Source organism: Peribacillus sp. CSMR9, from assembly GCF_033141925.1.
Taxonomy (GTDB): domain Bacteria; phylum Bacillota; class Bacilli; order Bacillales; family DSM-1321; genus Peribacillus; species Peribacillus simplex_A.
Genome location: NZ_JAOPHO010000072.1, coordinates 1 through 16,677, shown reverse-complemented (window position 1 = coordinate 16,677; position 16,677 = coordinate 1). Strand labels below are relative to the sequence as shown.

17 protein-coding genes and 1 other annotated feature are annotated in these 16,677 nt (G+C 42.5%); of the genes, 2 read left to right on the top strand and 15 right to left on the bottom strand.

What is annotated here, in order from left to right; genetic code table 11:
- Positions 1 to 65 precede the first annotated feature (65 nt).
- Positions 66 to 288, bottom strand: a binding site (T-box leader).
- 173 nt (positions 289 to 461) lie between these two features.
- Positions 462 to 737, top strand: coding sequence for a hypothetical protein (locus N9I19_RS21050; RefSeq protein WP_317778882.1), 276 nt, complete (start codon positions 462 to 464; stop codon positions 735 to 737).
- Positions 738 to 777: 40 nt separating this feature from the next.
- Here the strand turns inward: N9I19_RS21050 and N9I19_RS21045 are convergent, their stop codons facing one another.
- From N9I19_RS21045 to N9I19_RS20990, 12 genes are all read right to left on the bottom strand, one after another.
- Complete coding sequence (locus N9I19_RS21045; protein WP_317778881.1) at positions 778 to 1,413, bottom strand: DUF7010 family protein; 636 nt, start codon at positions 1,411 to 1,413, stop codon at positions 778 to 780.
- 193 nt (positions 1,414 to 1,606) lie between these two features.
- Positions 1,607 to 3,070, bottom strand: coding sequence for an amino acid permease (locus N9I19_RS21040; protein ID WP_061464610.1), 1,464 nt, complete (start codon positions 3,068 to 3,070; stop codon positions 1,607 to 1,609).
- 133 nt (positions 3,071 to 3,203) lie between these two features.
- Positions 3,204 to 4,529: a peptidase gene (locus tag N9I19_RS21035; protein ID WP_317778880.1), complete on the bottom strand. Its 1,326-nt coding sequence runs from the start codon at positions 4,527 to 4,529 to the stop codon at positions 3,204 to 3,206.
- An 11-nt stretch (positions 4,530 to 4,540) separates the two neighbouring features.
- Positions 4,541 to 5,722: a thiolase family protein gene (locus N9I19_RS21030; RefSeq protein ID WP_317778879.1), complete on the bottom strand. Its 1,182-nt coding sequence runs from the start codon at positions 5,720 to 5,722 to the stop codon at positions 4,541 to 4,543.
- Between the two features lie 19 nt (positions 5,723 to 5,741).
- Positions 5,742 to 6,404, bottom strand: coding sequence for a 3-oxoacid CoA-transferase subunit B (locus N9I19_RS21025; protein ID WP_284469844.1), 663 nt, complete (start codon positions 6,402 to 6,404; stop codon positions 5,742 to 5,744).
- Positions 6,389 to 7,087, bottom strand: a complete 699-nt coding sequence (locus tag N9I19_RS21020; protein ID WP_061464614.1) for a CoA transferase subunit A — start codon at positions 7,085 to 7,087, stop codon at positions 6,389 to 6,391. Before N9I19_RS21020 ends, N9I19_RS21025 begins: the two co-directional genes overlap by 16 nt.
- Before the next feature lie 10 nt (positions 7,088 to 7,097).
- On the bottom strand, positions 7,098 to 8,465 hold the full coding sequence (locus tag N9I19_RS21015; RefSeq protein WP_061464615.1) for an aspartate aminotransferase family protein: 1,368 nt from the start codon (positions 8,463 to 8,465) through the stop codon (positions 7,098 to 7,100).
- A gap of 91 nt (positions 8,466 to 8,556) precedes the next feature.
- Positions 8,557 to 8,787 (bottom strand): ferredoxin, encoded by a 231-nt coding sequence (locus tag N9I19_RS21010; protein ID WP_061464616.1) that lies wholly within the window; start codon positions 8,785 to 8,787, stop codon positions 8,557 to 8,559.
- 13 nt (positions 8,788 to 8,800) lie between these two features.
- Entirely contained in the window at positions 8,801 to 9,664 is an 864-nt protein-coding gene (ablB, locus tag N9I19_RS21005) for a putative beta-lysine N-acetyltransferase (RefSeq protein ID WP_284469843.1), read from the bottom strand.
- A 65-nt stretch (positions 9,665 to 9,729) separates the two neighbouring features.
- Entirely contained in the window at positions 9,730 to 9,996 is a 267-nt protein-coding gene (locus N9I19_RS21000) for a YokU family protein (RefSeq protein WP_317778878.1), read from the bottom strand.
- 2 nt (positions 9,997 to 9,998) lie between these two features.
- Positions 9,999 to 11,441, bottom strand: a complete 1,443-nt coding sequence (gene kamA / locus N9I19_RS20995) for a lysine 2,3-aminomutase (RefSeq protein ID WP_061466183.1) — start codon at positions 11,439 to 11,441, stop codon at positions 9,999 to 10,001.
- 271 nt (positions 11,442 to 11,712) lie between these two features.
- Positions 11,713 to 13,194, bottom strand: coding sequence for a sigma-54 interaction domain-containing protein (locus N9I19_RS20990; RefSeq protein ID WP_286141041.1), 1,482 nt, complete (start codon positions 13,192 to 13,194; stop codon positions 11,713 to 11,715).
- A gap of 171 nt (positions 13,195 to 13,365) precedes the next feature.
- Between N9I19_RS20990 and N9I19_RS20985 the strand changes: the two genes are divergently transcribed.
- Positions 13,366 to 13,878, top strand: coding sequence for a GNAT family N-acetyltransferase (locus tag N9I19_RS20985; protein ID WP_411730706.1), 513 nt, complete (start codon positions 13,366 to 13,368; stop codon positions 13,876 to 13,878).
- Positions 13,879 to 14,127: 249 nt separating this feature from the next.
- Here the strand turns inward: N9I19_RS20985 and N9I19_RS20980 are convergent, their stop codons facing one another.
- From N9I19_RS20980 to N9I19_RS20970, 3 genes are read right to left on the bottom strand one after another with little or no spacing between them, the layout of a single operon-like run.
- Positions 14,128 to 14,685, bottom strand: coding sequence for a hypothetical protein (locus tag N9I19_RS20980; RefSeq protein ID WP_317778876.1), 558 nt, complete (start codon positions 14,683 to 14,685; stop codon positions 14,128 to 14,130).
- Positions 14,686 to 14,701: 16 nt separating this feature from the next.
- Positions 14,702 to 15,568 (bottom strand): SAR2788 family putative toxin, encoded by an 867-nt coding sequence (locus N9I19_RS20975; protein ID WP_317778875.1) that lies wholly within the window; start codon positions 15,566 to 15,568, stop codon positions 14,702 to 14,704.
- Between the two features lie 11 nt (positions 15,569 to 15,579).
- Positions 15,580 to 16,521: a S8 family peptidase gene (locus tag N9I19_RS20970; RefSeq protein WP_317778874.1), complete on the bottom strand. Its 942-nt coding sequence runs from the start codon at positions 16,519 to 16,521 to the stop codon at positions 15,580 to 15,582.
- Between the last annotated feature and the right edge of the window lie 156 nt (positions 16,522 to 16,677).

The window sequence follows — 16,677 nt, the reverse complement described above, 5'->3', positions numbered from 1 at the left end:
GTAAAAATGATTCATGTCCTTATCATGGCAATAATTATAAAAATAAAAAACGCACCCATCCCTAAGTAAGGGACGAGTGCGTATACCCGTGATTCCACCCAATTTCCCATAAGCAAGAAAACGCTCATGGCTCTGGAGCTTGTAACGCGGCTTAGACGATATCAGTTACTCTTGTTCACCGATATGGCTCAAAGGCGGTAAATCAGTTTCCTAAGCCAGGAAGTTCGCAGCTGCCCTTCCCTCTCTGTAGACCGTAAAAATGATTCATGTCCTTATCAATGCTTCTTAACATGTTAATGGTTTTTATATTGTTATATATATTACAATAAATTTCCACAAGTGACAACATCGAATGATTTGATTTCAGAATTTTTTTCATGTTAATAAATAGGCAGAAGGTTAAATCAAATACTATCTCCAATAGACATTAAATTGGTATAATTAGTAAAAAAGGAGTCACTATGAAAAGATTAAGCAATTGGTCCATCGTACTTGCAGTGATTGGTGCCGTATCATTTGGCTGTTCTTTTGTTTTTCCTAAAGCCTTTGAGCCTCTTATGGCCATAGGATTCGGTGCTTTACTTATTGGCATGTTATTTAGTTTCGGGGCGATGTTTAAAAGTGAAAAAGGAAAGTCTAAATACTTGGCTGTGGCTGCATTCTTTCTTTTGGGTTTCATTCTCGTTTGGAATGAACCATTTCAAATCGTCAGGCTATTAACCTGGATGAAAAATTAAATGAAAAAACCCGTTCGCCATGACGGGTTTTTTCATTGATTCATTCTTCATCGGCTATCGTTCGACTTGAATTCTTTATTCCAAGCCATATCGTAAGTCCAGTGGTCCAGAGTATTAGCGCGCATCCAAAGCCGAGCAATGATAACGGTGCAAGGATTTGATGCTCCCCAACCATGACGGTGTCTGGCACAATCAGCCATGTGATAAGCGCCAATAAACAGAGAAGTGATCCTGTTACATAGTATAGTTTGATTTGAAAAAGTGACGCCAATGGTAAAAAATGAATCCCTACAATAATGGCGATGACCCCCGGTATAAGATCGGTGTGATTGATCAAGTTACAGATGGTAATGGCAATCCCAATCAGCAAACCTTCGGCAATGAAGACCATATTAAACAAAAATCCGATACGCTTAAGACGTCTTGCCCCATCATCTGAAACTTGATTGGACATTTTTTGTGATGCATGTATTAATGAAATGCCAACGATAACCATGATGATTCCCACGAATATGGCTGCGAGTTCCACGTAGGGAAACCCCCACCCTTGCAATCCCATTACACCGGTACCCGCCCACAGTGTTCCGAAGACCGCCATGAAAATGACTCCAATTCCAGAACCGCGAAACGCCTCTTTCATCATCAGTTTCCTTTCATCCACAGTATAATCGTACATAGAATAATATTGCACCACTTCCCCAATTATTCAGCTATAAAAAATCATTTGAGATGAGATAATTGCCGTTTCGGAGATATAATTCGATTTTCGCAGATATATTCCGTTTTTCACAAATATAATTGGGTTTCGATACAAATCTTCATGAAAAAAACCTGAGTCCTCCAAGGGGTCTCAGGTTTTTTCATTCATATCAAGCCACATCTGATTTATCAAATTGACAATCTTTCAATGAAATTAATTTGGTCTTATGATAAATCTTGTATCCTAGCCAAATCGCCAGGAATAGCGGCAGTCCGATATAGGAGACAGCGACGCCATACCAGTCGATGCTGCCGCTTAGGAATGCTTCATAGTTCTGCCCTGCAATGACACCCATGCAAAGGACCAATGAAAGAATCGGACCGAATGGAAACCATTTTGCTTTATATTTCAATTCGTTTATGTCACCGCCCTGTGCGACGTAGGCGCGTCTAAAGCGATAATGGCTTATGGCTATTCCAATCCAGGCGATAAAGCCGGTTAGCCCCGATGCGTTCAATAGCCATGTAAATACGTGATCCCCAAAAATGGAGGTCAAGAAGGCGAGCCCGCCAATTAATGCCGTAAGAATCAATGCATTCATCGGGATTCCCCTGCGGTTGACTTTAGCAAGGAATTTGGGAGCTTGGTTATCTTTCGCCATCGACCATAACATCCGCGTTGAAGCATAAAGCCCCGAGTTCCCTGCGGATAGTAAGGAAGTCAATACGACAGCATTCATGACGGATGCCGCGAATGCAAATCCTGCGCGTTCAAAAACAAGCGTGAAAGGGCTTACAGAAATATTTTCCACATCCCCGTTCAGCAAACTTGGACTTGTATAAGGAATTAACAGGCCGAGTATTAGGATGGCCCCGATGTAAAACAATAGGATGCGCCAAAATACTTGGCGGATCGCATTTGGGACATTTTTTTCAGGATTCTCACTTTCACCGGCAGCAATGCCAACAAGTTCCGTGCCTTGAAAGGAAAAGCCGGCTATTAGAAAGATTGAGATGATCGATAAAAACCCTCCCTTGAATGGTGCCTCACCCATGGTGAAGTTTTCGAACCCGATCACCTTTCCGCCAAAAACCCCTAAGATGGTCAATAATCCAATAATGATAAAGAAAATGATCGCGACGACTTTTATTAAAGCAAACCAATATTCAGATTCACCATAGCTTTTAATGGATAGGGCGTTGAGGGTGAAGACGATTCCTAGAAATAATGCACTCCATAAAAGGCTGGGTACATCAGGGAGCCAGAATTTCATGATGATGGCTGCTGCAGCTATTTCCACGGCAAGGGTGACTGCCCAGTTAAACCAATAATTCCAGCCAAGTGCAAAGCCGAATGCGGGATCTACAAAGCGTGTGGCGTAGGTGGAAAATGATCCCGATACAGGCATATATGTCGCCATTTCCCCTAAGCTTGTCATAAGGAAATAAACCATGATCCCAATGCATGCATATGCAGCGAGGGCACCACCGGGCCCTGCGCTTTGGATGGTTGCCCCGCTTGCCAGGAATAATCCGGTTCCGATTGAACCGCCTATGGCAATCATGGTCATATGCCTTGCTTTCAGTTTCCTTTTAACTGTCGGTTCTTGATTTTCAATGAGATTCATGTCCATATGGTTCCTACCTCATTTTCTATTAAAGTTAAAAGATTTATATAGTCTCCAACAATCGCTTTTTTGGAAGTCTATATGCGAACTAAGGGATATCATGATATATCAGGCTTTACTGGGTAGGCTAGTATCCGGTTTAATTGCCATTGCCTGGTACCGTCAGCCTATTCTCAGCCGGAATAACCTCATCCTGCTCAATGTCCATTCCACACCATTGAATTAAGGTAAGGGCGATGATCTCCGCTGCCGAGAACACATTGTCGAGTAGGATGTATTCATTTGGATAGTGGGCAACCTCGGTTACTCCAGGCCCGAACACGATTGCAGGCGTTTCACCGACATGTGTCAGCAATCCCCCATCCGTTCCCCACGGAGAGGCCTCGATTACCGGGTCCTGTCCTGCAACCCGACGAAATTGATGGACAAGCGCATTCATCAGTTCATGTTCCACATCAATTGCCCCTGGAACCCAACGTGCCCCGAACCATTCCAATACTGGCGGATTTTCCTTGAACCATTCGTCCACTTCTTTCAGCTGCAATAACCAGTCGGCCATTTCTTCCTTCGCCTGCTCCATCGTTTCCTCCGGCGCAACGCCCATCCTCCCTTCGATTTTCACAAGGTCGGGAACGGATGACGGCCAATTACCGCCTTCAATGACACCTAGATTGATTGGAATCGGAATGGGCGTGTTTTGATAAAGCGGATCACTGATACGTGCATTTCGCTTTTCTTCCAAGGCACGAATATGATTGATGACGGTCATGCTTTTTTCAATGGCACTAACGCCTTCATACCTTGTTCCGCCATGGGCTGACCGCCCTTTAACATGGACCCGGAACCACATCGAACCCTGCTGTTTCGGAAAAATCCTCATATTCGTCGGTTCAGGAATAAGGGCAGCATCTGCTTTATATCCCCTTAGGACGGCCGCTAATGTTCCGGCCCCGCCGCTTTCTTCTTCAATCACACTTTGAAAAATGACATCTCCTTTTAATTGGATGCCATTTTCCTTCAATGCCTGCATCGCAAGGATCAGCGATACATTTCCACCTTTCATATCGGTTACACCGCGACCAAACATTCTTCCATTCTTAATGGCTCCACTATATGGGTCGTCGTCCCACTGCTCCCGGTCCCCATCCGGAACCACATCGATGTGTCCGTTCAAAATGATGGAACGGCCGCCTCCAGTCCCTTTCATGATACCTACCACATTGGGGCTGTTTGAAAAATCACTGCGTGGAGAATAGAAATAAGAATGCTTTTTCAGCTCGCCGCCGTCAGGTTCCCAACTATCGATCTGCAAACCCATTTCCTGAAGCTTCTGGGCGACAATGGCTTGTGCCCCTGCTTCATTTCCTTGCGTACTCGGGGCTTGTACCACTTTTTGCAATAGGTTTGTTCCTTCTTCCCGATGATCCTTGATCCATTGGTTTATCCGTTTTTTTATATCCGGCACATTTATCCTCCTTAATTACACATATTCTGATAGATTACTGAAAGTCCCATTCCACCTGCCATACACAACGTTACCATTCCGTACTTAACTTGTGAACGCAACATTTCATGCATCAATGTGACTGTCAATTTTGCACCTGTTGCTCCTACAGGGTGACCAAGTGCAATTGCCCCTCCATTGACATTGACAATATCCGAATTCAATTCTAACTCCTTGATCACTGCAAGTGCTTGGGCAGCAAAGGCTTCATTAAGTTCAATCAGTCCGATATCCTCTAACGATAGACCTGCTTTTGCTAATGCCTTTCGAGTCGCTGGTACGGGTCCAATCCCCATAACTCCAGGTTCAACTCCTGCACTGGCAAAAGCCTTAATTTTCAAGAGCGGTTTTAATCCCTTTTCTTCTGCTTGCTGTTTGGACATTAATAGTACAGCTGCCGCTCCATCATTCATAGGACAGGCATTTCCTGCCGTAATGGTTCCTTCATTTTTGAATACTGCTTGAAGACTGGCTAGTTGATCGAGATGAATGTCCTCGCGTACCCCTTCGTCATGGTTGAAGATTTGAAGTCCTTTTCGATCCTTGATTTTAAGCGAAATAATTTCTCTCTCAAAGCGACCCTCTACTATAGCTTTCCAAGCCTTCTTGTGGCTTTGATAAGCAAATTGATCCTGTTCTTCACGACGGATACCATATTTTTCAGCCAAGCGCTCGGCTGTTATTCCCATATGCTCATTTCCCAAGGAACATATTAATCCATCTGCCAGCAGAGCATCCTCCATCGTTACGTTTCCAAATTTACCGCCCCATCTATTTTTCACGATATAAGGCACATTGCTCATGCTCTCCACTCCGCCGGCAATGATTACGTCCTCTTGACCAGCAGCGATCGTTAAAGCAGCGTTGGTAATGGCCTTTAAACCTGATCCACATGCTTTGATTACAACGTGCCCTGGGACACTGTACGGGAAATTTGCCATCTGCGACGAAATTCGGGCCGAGTTAAGGCCGCCTCCATGGACATAGCCATGCCCGAAAATCACTTCATTGACCTTTTCTTTACTTAACCCGGAATTCTCCATTAGACCTTCCAATACTTGACGGCCCAATTCGGTAGCATTAACATTCCGGAGTGATTTACCAAAGGATCCAACTGCAGTTCGCGCCCCAGCAACGATGACAACCTCATTCATGCTTTTTTCCTCCTCTTACCTATTCAATGCTGTTTACAGTAGCCTCGATTTTCAGCGTCGCCTCTGTATTCCTTATCACATCATCCACCGTATATGGCGCCATGACTTCCTTCAGTACCAAACCCTCTTCCGTAACTTCCATGACAGCCATATCCGTAATGATCAAATCCACACTCTGCCTTGCCGTCAATGGAAGCGTACATGTCTTCAATATCTTCGATTCACCCTGCTTATTCACGTGATTCATCAAGACGATCACCTTTTTGGCCTTCTGGGCAAGCTCCATCGCCCCGCCCATCCCCGGTACCCGCTTACCTGGGACGATCCAATTCGCCAAGTCCCCCTTTTCACTGACTTCCAAGGCTCCAAGGATGGTGATGTCGATGTATCCTTTCCTGATCATTCCAAATGCTGTTGCACTGTCAAAATATGAAGCTCCCATTACAGTGGTGATCGGGAACCCTCCTGCGTTACAGAGAGCAGGATCTTCTTTCCCCGGATCCGGACTTGGACCTGTACCGAGAACCCCATTTTCCGCATGGAACAGCACATGGATATCTTGAGGTATATGGTCGGCCACCAAGGTAGGGATGCCGATGCCTAAATTGACGATCAATCCGTCATGGATTTCCTTGGCGGCGCGTTTCGCGATGCGATTTCGTACATCTACTGCCATGCCCATTTCCAATTCACCCCTTTTGTCGGAATCACCATATCTACATAAATGCCTGGTGTGGCAATGCACTCAGGATCCAATTCGCCTACAGGAACGATTTCTTCCACTTCCGCAATCGTGAAGGCACCAGCCATCGCTACCAGCGGATTGAAGTTACACGCAGTCTTGTCGTACACCAAATTCCCAAGCGAATCTGCCTTTTTAGCATGGACGATGCTGACTTCAGAGGTCAAAGCGGTTTCCACCAAAAATTCTTTTCCTTCTATAACAATCTTGTCCTTGCCTTCTTCGGCTATCGTGCCAATCCCGACATCGACAAAAATCCCGCCTAAGCCTACACCGCCAGCACGGATCCGTTCAGCTAATGTCCCTTGCGGTGAAAATTCCACTTGCAGCTTTCCTTCAGTCATGAGCCTGCCTGCATTAGGATTGGATCCGATATGTGAGGCGATGACTTTCTTTGCCCTTTCAGCAGTCACAAGCCGGCCAATGCCGATATCAGGGAATCCAGTATCATTGCCAATCAAAGTCAGTTCCTTGACTCCCTTGGCAAGGATACCCTGTACGAGCGTGGGGGGAGTCCCCACTCCGCCAAACCCGCCATACATGAGTGTGCAGCCATCGGAAATATGCTCCAGTGCTTCTTCGATTGTCACTATTTTGTTATTCTTCGTAATGGCCTGCTTCATACCGTTCCTCCTAAATAGCCTGCATGTCCTCAATCAAACCCTCCGAGTGCAATTCATGCTGCAACTCTTCAAGGGAAGCTTCCAGTATCTTGACGAGGCGATCGATTTCTTCATTCGTAATGACTAATGGCGGAGATAGGATAACCGCATCACCGGCAATTCCTTCAATCGCACCTGCAGCAGGATAGATCAACAACCCCTTCGCAAAAGCCTTATTGACAAGCCTTGTAGTAAGGCCGACTTGCATGTCGAATGGCGTTTTTGAAATCCGATTGGAGACAAACTCAAGTCCAAGGAGAAGCCCTTTCCCTCGTACATCGCCAATGATATCGAATTTCTTAGCCAGCCCTTGCAGCTTCTTAAACAGGTATTGACCTTTCTCCTCAGCCGCCTGAACCAGGTCATTTCCCTCAAGGTAGGTAAGCACTTCCAATGAAACGGCCGCTGATAAAGGGTTTGCACTATATGTATGGCCGGCCATGATTGAATTCGAGCCTTTTAAAATGGGCTCCATGACACGGTCACTAATCATTGTGGCGGCCATTGGAGTATAGCCCGCGCTCATTCCTTTACCCAATGCGATGATATCCGGGGTGACTCCCCAGTGTTCCATCGCGAACATTTTTCCTGTCCGGCCGATTCCCGTCATTACCTCATCGGCGATAAAGAGAATGTCATAGCTTTCGCAGATTTCCTTAATCCTTTGATAGTAGCCATCCGGCGGTGTTACAGCCCCGGCGGATGCCCCGATGATGGGTTCGGCGATGAAGGCTGCGATATTCTCGGAGCCGACCCTTTGGATGGCTGTCTCCAGTTCATCTGCACACTGAAGCTTGCAGCTGGAAGGTTCACTATTATAAGGACAGCGATAACAGTAGGGAGCAGATATGCTTGGGAAATCCTCCAATAGCGGAACAAAACGTTTTCTCCTTGGTACATGACCTGACATCGATAAAGCGCCCATCGTAATCCCGTGATAACTCGTCCATCTGGAGACAATGCGATTTTTTCGCTCATATCCTTTTTCTTGCCAATGTTGAATCGCTATCTTCATCGCCGTTTCTGTCGCTTCCGATCCACTATTCACGAAAAATGACCAATTCAAATCCCCTGGAGCCAACTCACTTAGCTTCTTGGCTAATGCCTCAGCGGCTTCACTCGTAAAATGGGATCTATATGCAAAAGAAACTTTGCGGGCCTGCTCCTTCATTGCCTCGACAACCTCTAATACACCATGGCCGATACTCGCTGTAACCGCACCTGATGATCCGTCTATATACTGATTTCCATCTATATCATAAAGATAAATTCCATTCCCATGAGAGATAGTGGGATAGTCATGATCTAGAGTAGGCTTAATCAAATGATTGCGTGTCATGTCATCTCTCCTCTTTAACGTTGTACCCACTGTACATTTTTTCTATTAATCAATTAAGTTCCTAATTTGAAAAAATTATAAGAAACCAAGTTTACCAGCTAAAAGGTTCATCCTGAATCAGGATGGATTCTGTAGGGCAGCCTTCCATTGCATCCTGCATGTCATCATGCAGGATCTCCGGAACTTCGGCAATCCCCTGATTATCGTCCAAGATGACGAAAGCGATCCCTTGATCGTCATAGTCATAAATCTCAGGACCTGTTGAACCGCATGCCCCGCACGCAATACAGGTTTCTTTATCAACCCATGTGTACTTAGCCATAGAAACAATCCTCCTACTTGACGGATAAATCTTTACCCCAAATATTCATGTCCTCATACTTATCCCAAATATTGCAATTCTTCGTTAATCTGCCGCCATATTCATATCCCAGTTGGTGAAAGACGGCATTCATGCCCATTGACAATGATCGCGCCAATGAATATGAACAATATATATTTTTCCTGATCAATTCTTGTTCCAATGCAGAGATGAGCACCTTCATGAAACCATGCTTTCGATGATGGGGGATTGTTGCACAGTCTGTTAATTCAGCATTATGATACATCTCATTCACTTCCGCGGATGCAGCGCTCACGATGGTTCCTTCATATTCGATAACACTGAAGATCGTACCTTCCTCCATCACTTTCTTGATATATCGCTCATCATTCATCGGTGTAGGATAGGTTTCAAAGATGGCACCATATAAATTCGCCAGCTCTTGTGCATCTTCCTCCGTAGCAAACCGTAGGATGTAATTCTCAGGCATTTGCTGGGATTCAATCAGTCTAGGAATCTGACTGACATCTTGGATGACTTTATCTTCCTTGATCCAAAAATCGCTTGTTCGCCTTTCATCCGTTAAATAGAAGGCCATGCAATAGGCATCATTCCCTTTGAAATACCTGCTCAATATTCCTTCCAGCATGAATCCTTGACCCAATGCCACAGATAAATCTTCATTCCTGGCTTTAAGTATCACTTTAGTAAAGCCCTGCTCCTTTGCGATGACAAGCGCCCGAGCAATTGCTTTTTTGATATCTCCCCGATAATCATCCATGCGCAAGCGCTGATTGGAATGATCATGATAGAGCTCCATCGTATAACATTCCCCAGTCTCCACCTGGGTGAAAAAAGGCAGTTTTTGAACAGGCATTATGTATCCCCCTTATTTAAAGAATTCGGGAGAAGAGATGCATATCATCCGCTTCTCCCGGCATTCTATTTCCAATTGAATAATTTCTTAACGGGTGCCTGAAGAAGCTGATCATACGTAAACTCATCAGGGTATTCACTCACATCATATATGGATAAGGCTTCATCAACCTTTTGATTCATCGCATCAGACACATAGATTCCACATTCCGGACAGTTCAAGGCTGGAACTTGAAGGACCCTTATTGAGCGTTTCCCATCAGGCATGATCCAGTAACAATCCTTCTTTTCGCTTTCTTCTACGTTAGGGGCATTACACCAGAGGCAATCCATCTTTATTCCCCCTTGCCTTCAGAATTCACCGAGCCGCTTCCGACCAAGGCATTCTTTTTTTCTTGGGCTTTCCTTAATTTTTCCTTCATTTCGTCCCGTTTATCACGGCGATCCTTCAATGATGCATGTTCACCAGTGCTTTCATACGCTTTTCTCTTATCAAGACGGCGAAGGCCCTCTGGCACCAAGTTGAATTTCTCGTCCGTCATCAGAGCGGAAATCCCGACAGCTTCTTTCCTGTCCTCAGTACCATACACTTCATCAAAGTAAGCATCCGCACTGCCGGCAACATAATTCTTCGGCTCCGGATAACTTGTGATCACTCCTTCAAAGTTCCGTAAAACGACTTTATCCGGACTTTGAGAAAGCAGGTAATTCGGAGTCAAGGCAATCTTTCCGCCTCCGCCAGGTGCATCCACCACAAAGGTTGGCACCGCATATCCTGATGTATGGCCGCGCAGCGCTTCAATGATTTCCAGTCCTTTTGAAACCGGCGCCCTGAAATGGCCGATCCCTTCAGATAGATCACATTGATAAATGTAATAAGGCCTTACCCTTGCTTTAACACAGTCATGCATCAGCTTTTTCATGATATGTACACTATCGTTGATACCAGCCAGGATAACAGCCTGATTACCAAGCGGCACCCCTGCCATCGACAGCATGTCACATGCTTTTTTCGCTTCATCCGTCAGTTCAAGTGAATGATTGAAATGTGTATTTAACCAAATCGGATGGTATTTTTTCAGAATATTACATAAATTTTCTGTAATCCTCTGCGGGAAAACGACCGGTGCACGTGTGCCGATCCGAATGATTTCCACATGCGGGATGGCACGTAAGTTACTCAATACGTATTCAAGGATCTTATCATTGATCAACAGGCCGTCTCCTCCAGAGATCAACACGTCCCTTACTTCCGGGGTATTCCGGATATATTCAATCGCCCCATCCAGCTGCTTCTTGGGAACACCCATGCCTACCTGACCTGAAAAACGGCGTCGTGTACAATACCGGCAGTACATGGAGCATTGGTTCGTCACAAGGAATAGAACGCGATCCGGATAACGATGTGTCAATCCTGGAACAGGGGAATCCTCATCCTCATGCAGCGGATCTTCCAAATCATATCTAGTCTTGTTCATTTCTGCCGAAAGCGGTACCGACTGTAAACGAATCGGACAGCGAGGATCATCAGGATTCATCAAAGATGCATAATAAGGCGTAATGTTCAATGGAATCGTTTGAGTCGAAATCCGGACTCCTTCCTCTTCATCCGGTGTCAAATTGACGACCTTTTTCAAATCATCCAGTGTTTTAATCGTATTGGTCAATTGCCAGATCCAATCATTCCACTGCTCTTCCGTTACGTCCTTCCACAATTCGATATCATTATAATGCCTGCGTCCACCAAGGTATTCTTTATTTTTTACATCAATTCCCATCAAATTCATTTAAAATTACCTCCCCTTATTCTAAGAACTTATAAATATATACTCGCAAGAATGATGCCAACATTCAAATCAAGGAAAACGTAAACAAAAGGGGGTAAACCTACCTTAAAACCGCAAGATATTTTTCATTACGCATAATTTTTTGCAGCCAGATTATTTGCACCAAGCAGAAAATTCAAAAAAAGGGGGCCTCGACACACGAGAGCCCTCTTCAAGGTACATCATCATTAAGGAAGTGACAGCGTTTTCAAAAAACCTCAATTTATTTCGATTCCTTCGATCCTGCCGAATAAACTTTTTCAATGCCATACTTATTTAACTTATATTGCAGTCCCTGTCTTTTAATATTGAGGGCTTCAGCCGTTTTGCTGATATTCCCGTTATATTTCTCAAACATATTGATGATCATTTCCCTTTCCATTTCTTCAAGAACGACAGGTAAATCAATCTTATTTTTCAATGGGGAAGGATGGTTCTGCGCATTTGATGCAGCGTAATTTCCAGAAGGAAAAAGATAGGCAGGAAGATGATGTTCATCAATCATATCTTCCCCTGCGTCCATGACATTAAAGGTTAACTCAATGGCATGTCCCAGTTCACGAATGTTCCCGGGCCATGGATATTGAAGAAGCCGCTGCATCGCCTTATGACTGATCCCGCGCACTTCCGTAAAAAATGATTTGTTGAATTTTTGAATAAAGTGATTGACGATTTCCGGAATATCCGTTTTACGCTCCAGAAGTGAAGGCATTTGGATCGTCACGACATTCAGGCGAAAAAATAAATCCGAGCGAATGATTCCCCGCTCCAACGCCTCTTCTGGAGAAATGTTCATCGCAGCAATGATCTTCACATTAACCTTTTGCTCCTTCGAACCCCCAACACGGCGCACCTCGCCTTCCTGAAGCACCCGCAGCAATTTTGCCTGCAGACCGAGGTCGAGACTATTCAACTCATCAAGGAAAAGGGTACCGCCATTGGCCTGTTCAAAAATGCCCATGCGATCCATCGCTCCGGTAAAAGCCCCTTTCGTGGTGCCGAACAGCAGCCCCTCCATTAATTCCTTTGGAACAGCCGCACAGTTTTGCGCGATGAAAGGCTGATTTCTATGAGCACTTACATTATGTATACTTTGAGCGACCAGTTCTTTCCCTGTCCCTGTAGGTCCATAAATCATGACTGGGGAATGTGTACGGGCCGCTTTTTTCGCCAATGAAATCGCTTGCTGAAAAGCAGGGCTAGTACCGATCAAATCACTAAAATGATAGGTCGCCGTCCCTTCAGAAAACTTATTTTTCTTATGGGTCTCGGCCAGCTGGGAACGCAAATCGACAATTTGGTCGTACATATTCATGACTTTCGTAATATCCTTTGCGATTTCCACTGCCCCAATAATTACACCATCCTCATACAAAGGATACGTACTATTGATGGACGTTATTTTTTTCTCCTTTAAATTGACATATGTCTGAATGGACTCAATCGTTTCATCGCCTTTTTCCAATGCTACATGCAGCGTACTGGATTCATCAGTCAATGAAGGATAAAGCTGAAAAATATTCTCCCCCAGCACCTGTTCACGATCAAGCCCGTCAATATGTGCCATCATTTCATTATAGAATACCGTATCCCCATCCTTATTCACGATATGGACACCCACATTAATCACATTCAATATCCATTCAAATTGAGTGGAAAACTGATTTACTGAAGATTTCATTTCTTCATCTCCGTTCTCTGTCATTTGATAGAATCACCTGTAAATTATAGCATTTAATGGGAAGCATTTATCCCTTTATTCTTATAAGATTAAAACTTCAACATAAAGGCAATAGAATAATAAGGTCAAAAAAAGGAATCTCGTATTAAGCCAAGAAGGTTATATAAGAAAATATAAAATATAGGGGTGATTCGGATTTCAGAACGAAGCAAAGAAACGAAAATAGAAATTAAACCGTGGGAAGATAAAGACCTGGAATTACTTTTTCAACTAAATGCCCCAGAAATGATGGAACATCTTGGCGGACCTGAAGGTAATGAACAAATTCTGAAACGCCATCAACGGTATCTTCATATCGGAAATAAGGGATGCATGTTTAGCATCATCTCGTTTCCAGAGGCTGAAGCAGCCGGTTCCGTTGGCTACTGGCAAACAGTGCGGAACGATGAAAATGTGTACGAAATCGGTTGGAGTGTCCTCCCTTCATTTCAGGGAAAAGGGATTGCTTCCCATGCAGTGAAGGCACTGATAGAGAAAATAAAAGCCGAACGAAAATACAAATACATTCACGCATTCCCCTCGATCAATAATCCAGCATCAAATGCAATTTGTCGCAAGCTTGACTTCAAGTTTACCTCCGAATGTGAATTCGAATACCCTCCAGGGAGCTTTATGCGTTGCAATGACTGGTGCTTGGAACTTATCTGACAATGGCCCATTACCCTTAGGATAGTAGTAAATGAAAGAAATTTGGATTGTATTGAATTAAACTCAACCAGTTAAAAGTTTGTCAAAATTTTAAATTACAAACATAGAAGTCCATTCAATAGAGTGACAAAAGCCCACTCTCTCTATAAATAAGGGAGACTGGGCATTTAAATATCTTTTTAGCTCTTTTTTGTTTGATTTCTTGGAAAACGCTTGAGTTATTAATTAAGTAAGTAAACACGATAATTATTAATTCAAGAATCCAAATTGTTCTAAATTTTTTAAGTAATATTGAAAATACTCATCTGAAATGTCAGTTGGATACTCTGCGACGCCCCTTTGAATAAGTGAACCTACAATCAACGCATTTAAATAACCATTCAATTTCTCACACTGATCTCTTACAATAAACTCCGAAATGTATTTGCCATCTTTGCTTTCGAAGAATATATCGATTCTTCTACCTTCTTGTTCATCTAATAGTAAATGGTTGTAATCCCATTCGATTTTTTTTATTTTTTTCTCATTAATCGGATTTTTGTGATTATCCAGGACTTGTTCCTTGTGGTATCGTCTTTCTTCGTTTGAAAACAGTTTATTTAACACCGATGGATCATCTATAACAAGACACGTGAAAATCTTAGAGTATTCTAATTGGTCATCATTGACTAAATCTAGTACTTCTTTTTTTGAAAATTCTCTGGCTTTAAATTTAGAAAAAATACGGTCAACGACTTGTTCCTTAGTTAACGATAATTCATCTTGCCTATATAGGTATTGTTTATATAACTTTTCGTAATTGTTCATTGTTTACCCCCTGCGTTTATTTGACGGGTCCACCGTAAAAAGCATGAGCTTTCGGAGCTCGCTTATAAGGGTGCCAATGCCAGTAATAACCTTTTTTAGGTTTACCATTAAGTTTGTCAACCTCATTTATTGGTTTTCCATTCTTATTAGCCGAAGACGCAACACCTTTTGCTTGATTACTAGAAGTAGACCACGTATCATTCTTCGACTTTATTCTAGCAACTGCCTGAGACTTTGATAAGCCCTTACCAATATATACTCCACCCTTTTTAACACTTGCAGCAAAATGATAATAACTCTTGGATTTTTTGGCTTGAGTAGCAATTACAAAGGCTGTTCCACCAACAATTATCATAGCACCTGTATGAAACAAAGCAGTTAGAACAGCAGGTGACATAGCGAGTCCAATTGGTATTAAGAAAACCAATGACGGTACGCCTTCTTCAGAATTATAGTTGAAAAGTTTTCCAGTTTCAACATCTTCAATAATTGCTTCCAATTCTTCACTTTCCTCTTCGTATTTAATATCCTCAATATTTGCTGTATATTCCTTTAAGACCTTATCACCAGTTTCATTTAATTCTTCCGTAAATAATGATATATGGTCTGCACCTGGTTCTACTTCGACAGTTACTTTAGAAGTTTGCCCTTCTGCATTTTCTAATGAAGTTTCCAAAACAAGTCCATCCGTAGTTATTTCAAAGTTTTCCACTGAAATGTTCTCTTCGGATAACTCATCTTCTAGTGCCTCTCCAATTACATTCTCTTTTACAGAAGTTTTCAGTAAGTGCTCTTCTGCTTTTGGGTGATTAACCGGAAGTAGGCTAACAATCATTGAAAATACTAATAAGATGATAATTTTATTTAAACTCTTCTTATTCATATAAAATCTCCTTACATGTTTTGTATAGTGGGCAAACCATATCCCACAGTATTTTTATCACCATTCACCTTTAGGGATGACTTTTTTAAATATTCATACACTTTTAAGTGGATACTCTTATCCTTAGTAAGATTTTGTCTCGAAAGATATTCCGCAACTACTCCTGTTACATAAGCAGTTGAATAAGACGAACCTTCGTTATATGAGTATCCACCAATATTATTAAGAGACAAAATATTTTCTCCGGGACCAACGAAATCAATTTTACCGATAGCTGAAAACTTTGTAGATTTTTTTTCTTCGTTAATCATTCCTACAGAGATGACATCATCATATCTAGCAGGGAATTGAGCATTTAAACCATAAGTGTTTCCACTTGCAGCGATGAGGATAACTCCCTTATTTAAGGCATCAGCTATTAAGCTTCTTAATTCTGGAAAGTCAGATTGAAATCCAAGGCTCAAATTAATTACGTCCACATTCTGAGTGATCGCCCATTCAAGGCCATTAATGAAGTCTTTTTTATCAATTTTCCCATCATCTTTAATTACCTTAGCTGAATAAACCTCAACACTTTGTGTAACTCCAATAACACCAAATTTGTTGTCATTCGCTGTTATAATACCTGCAATTGCTGTACCGTGCCCTAAATTATCTTCATAAGAGAAAGATGGTCCTATAGAACTAAATTCTTTTACTACCTTCCCTTCCAAATCTTTATGATTCTTATTAATCCCACTATCTAAAATAGCAACTTTTATTTTTTTATCTACATCGCCACTTTTAGAATTACCTACTATATTTATCCCCCATGGGATATGTTGTTTTTTGTCCCACTCATCCTTTTGAACCTTATGCAGAACAAGTTCTTCCTTGGAATATCTTGAAATACTAAAATAGAAAACTCCTACAAAAATACCAAATGAAATAAAGATTAGAATAACTTTTTTCATTAAACAGCCCCTTAAGTCCTTTTAATCATCTAACAAATAATACAATAGACCTAATATAATGGGATGTAAATACCTTTTGATGAAAAAATTAACATTTCAATTTTCAAAAAAATTAATAATATAGGCCATTACTTTGAGAAGTATTTGAAGTCAAAG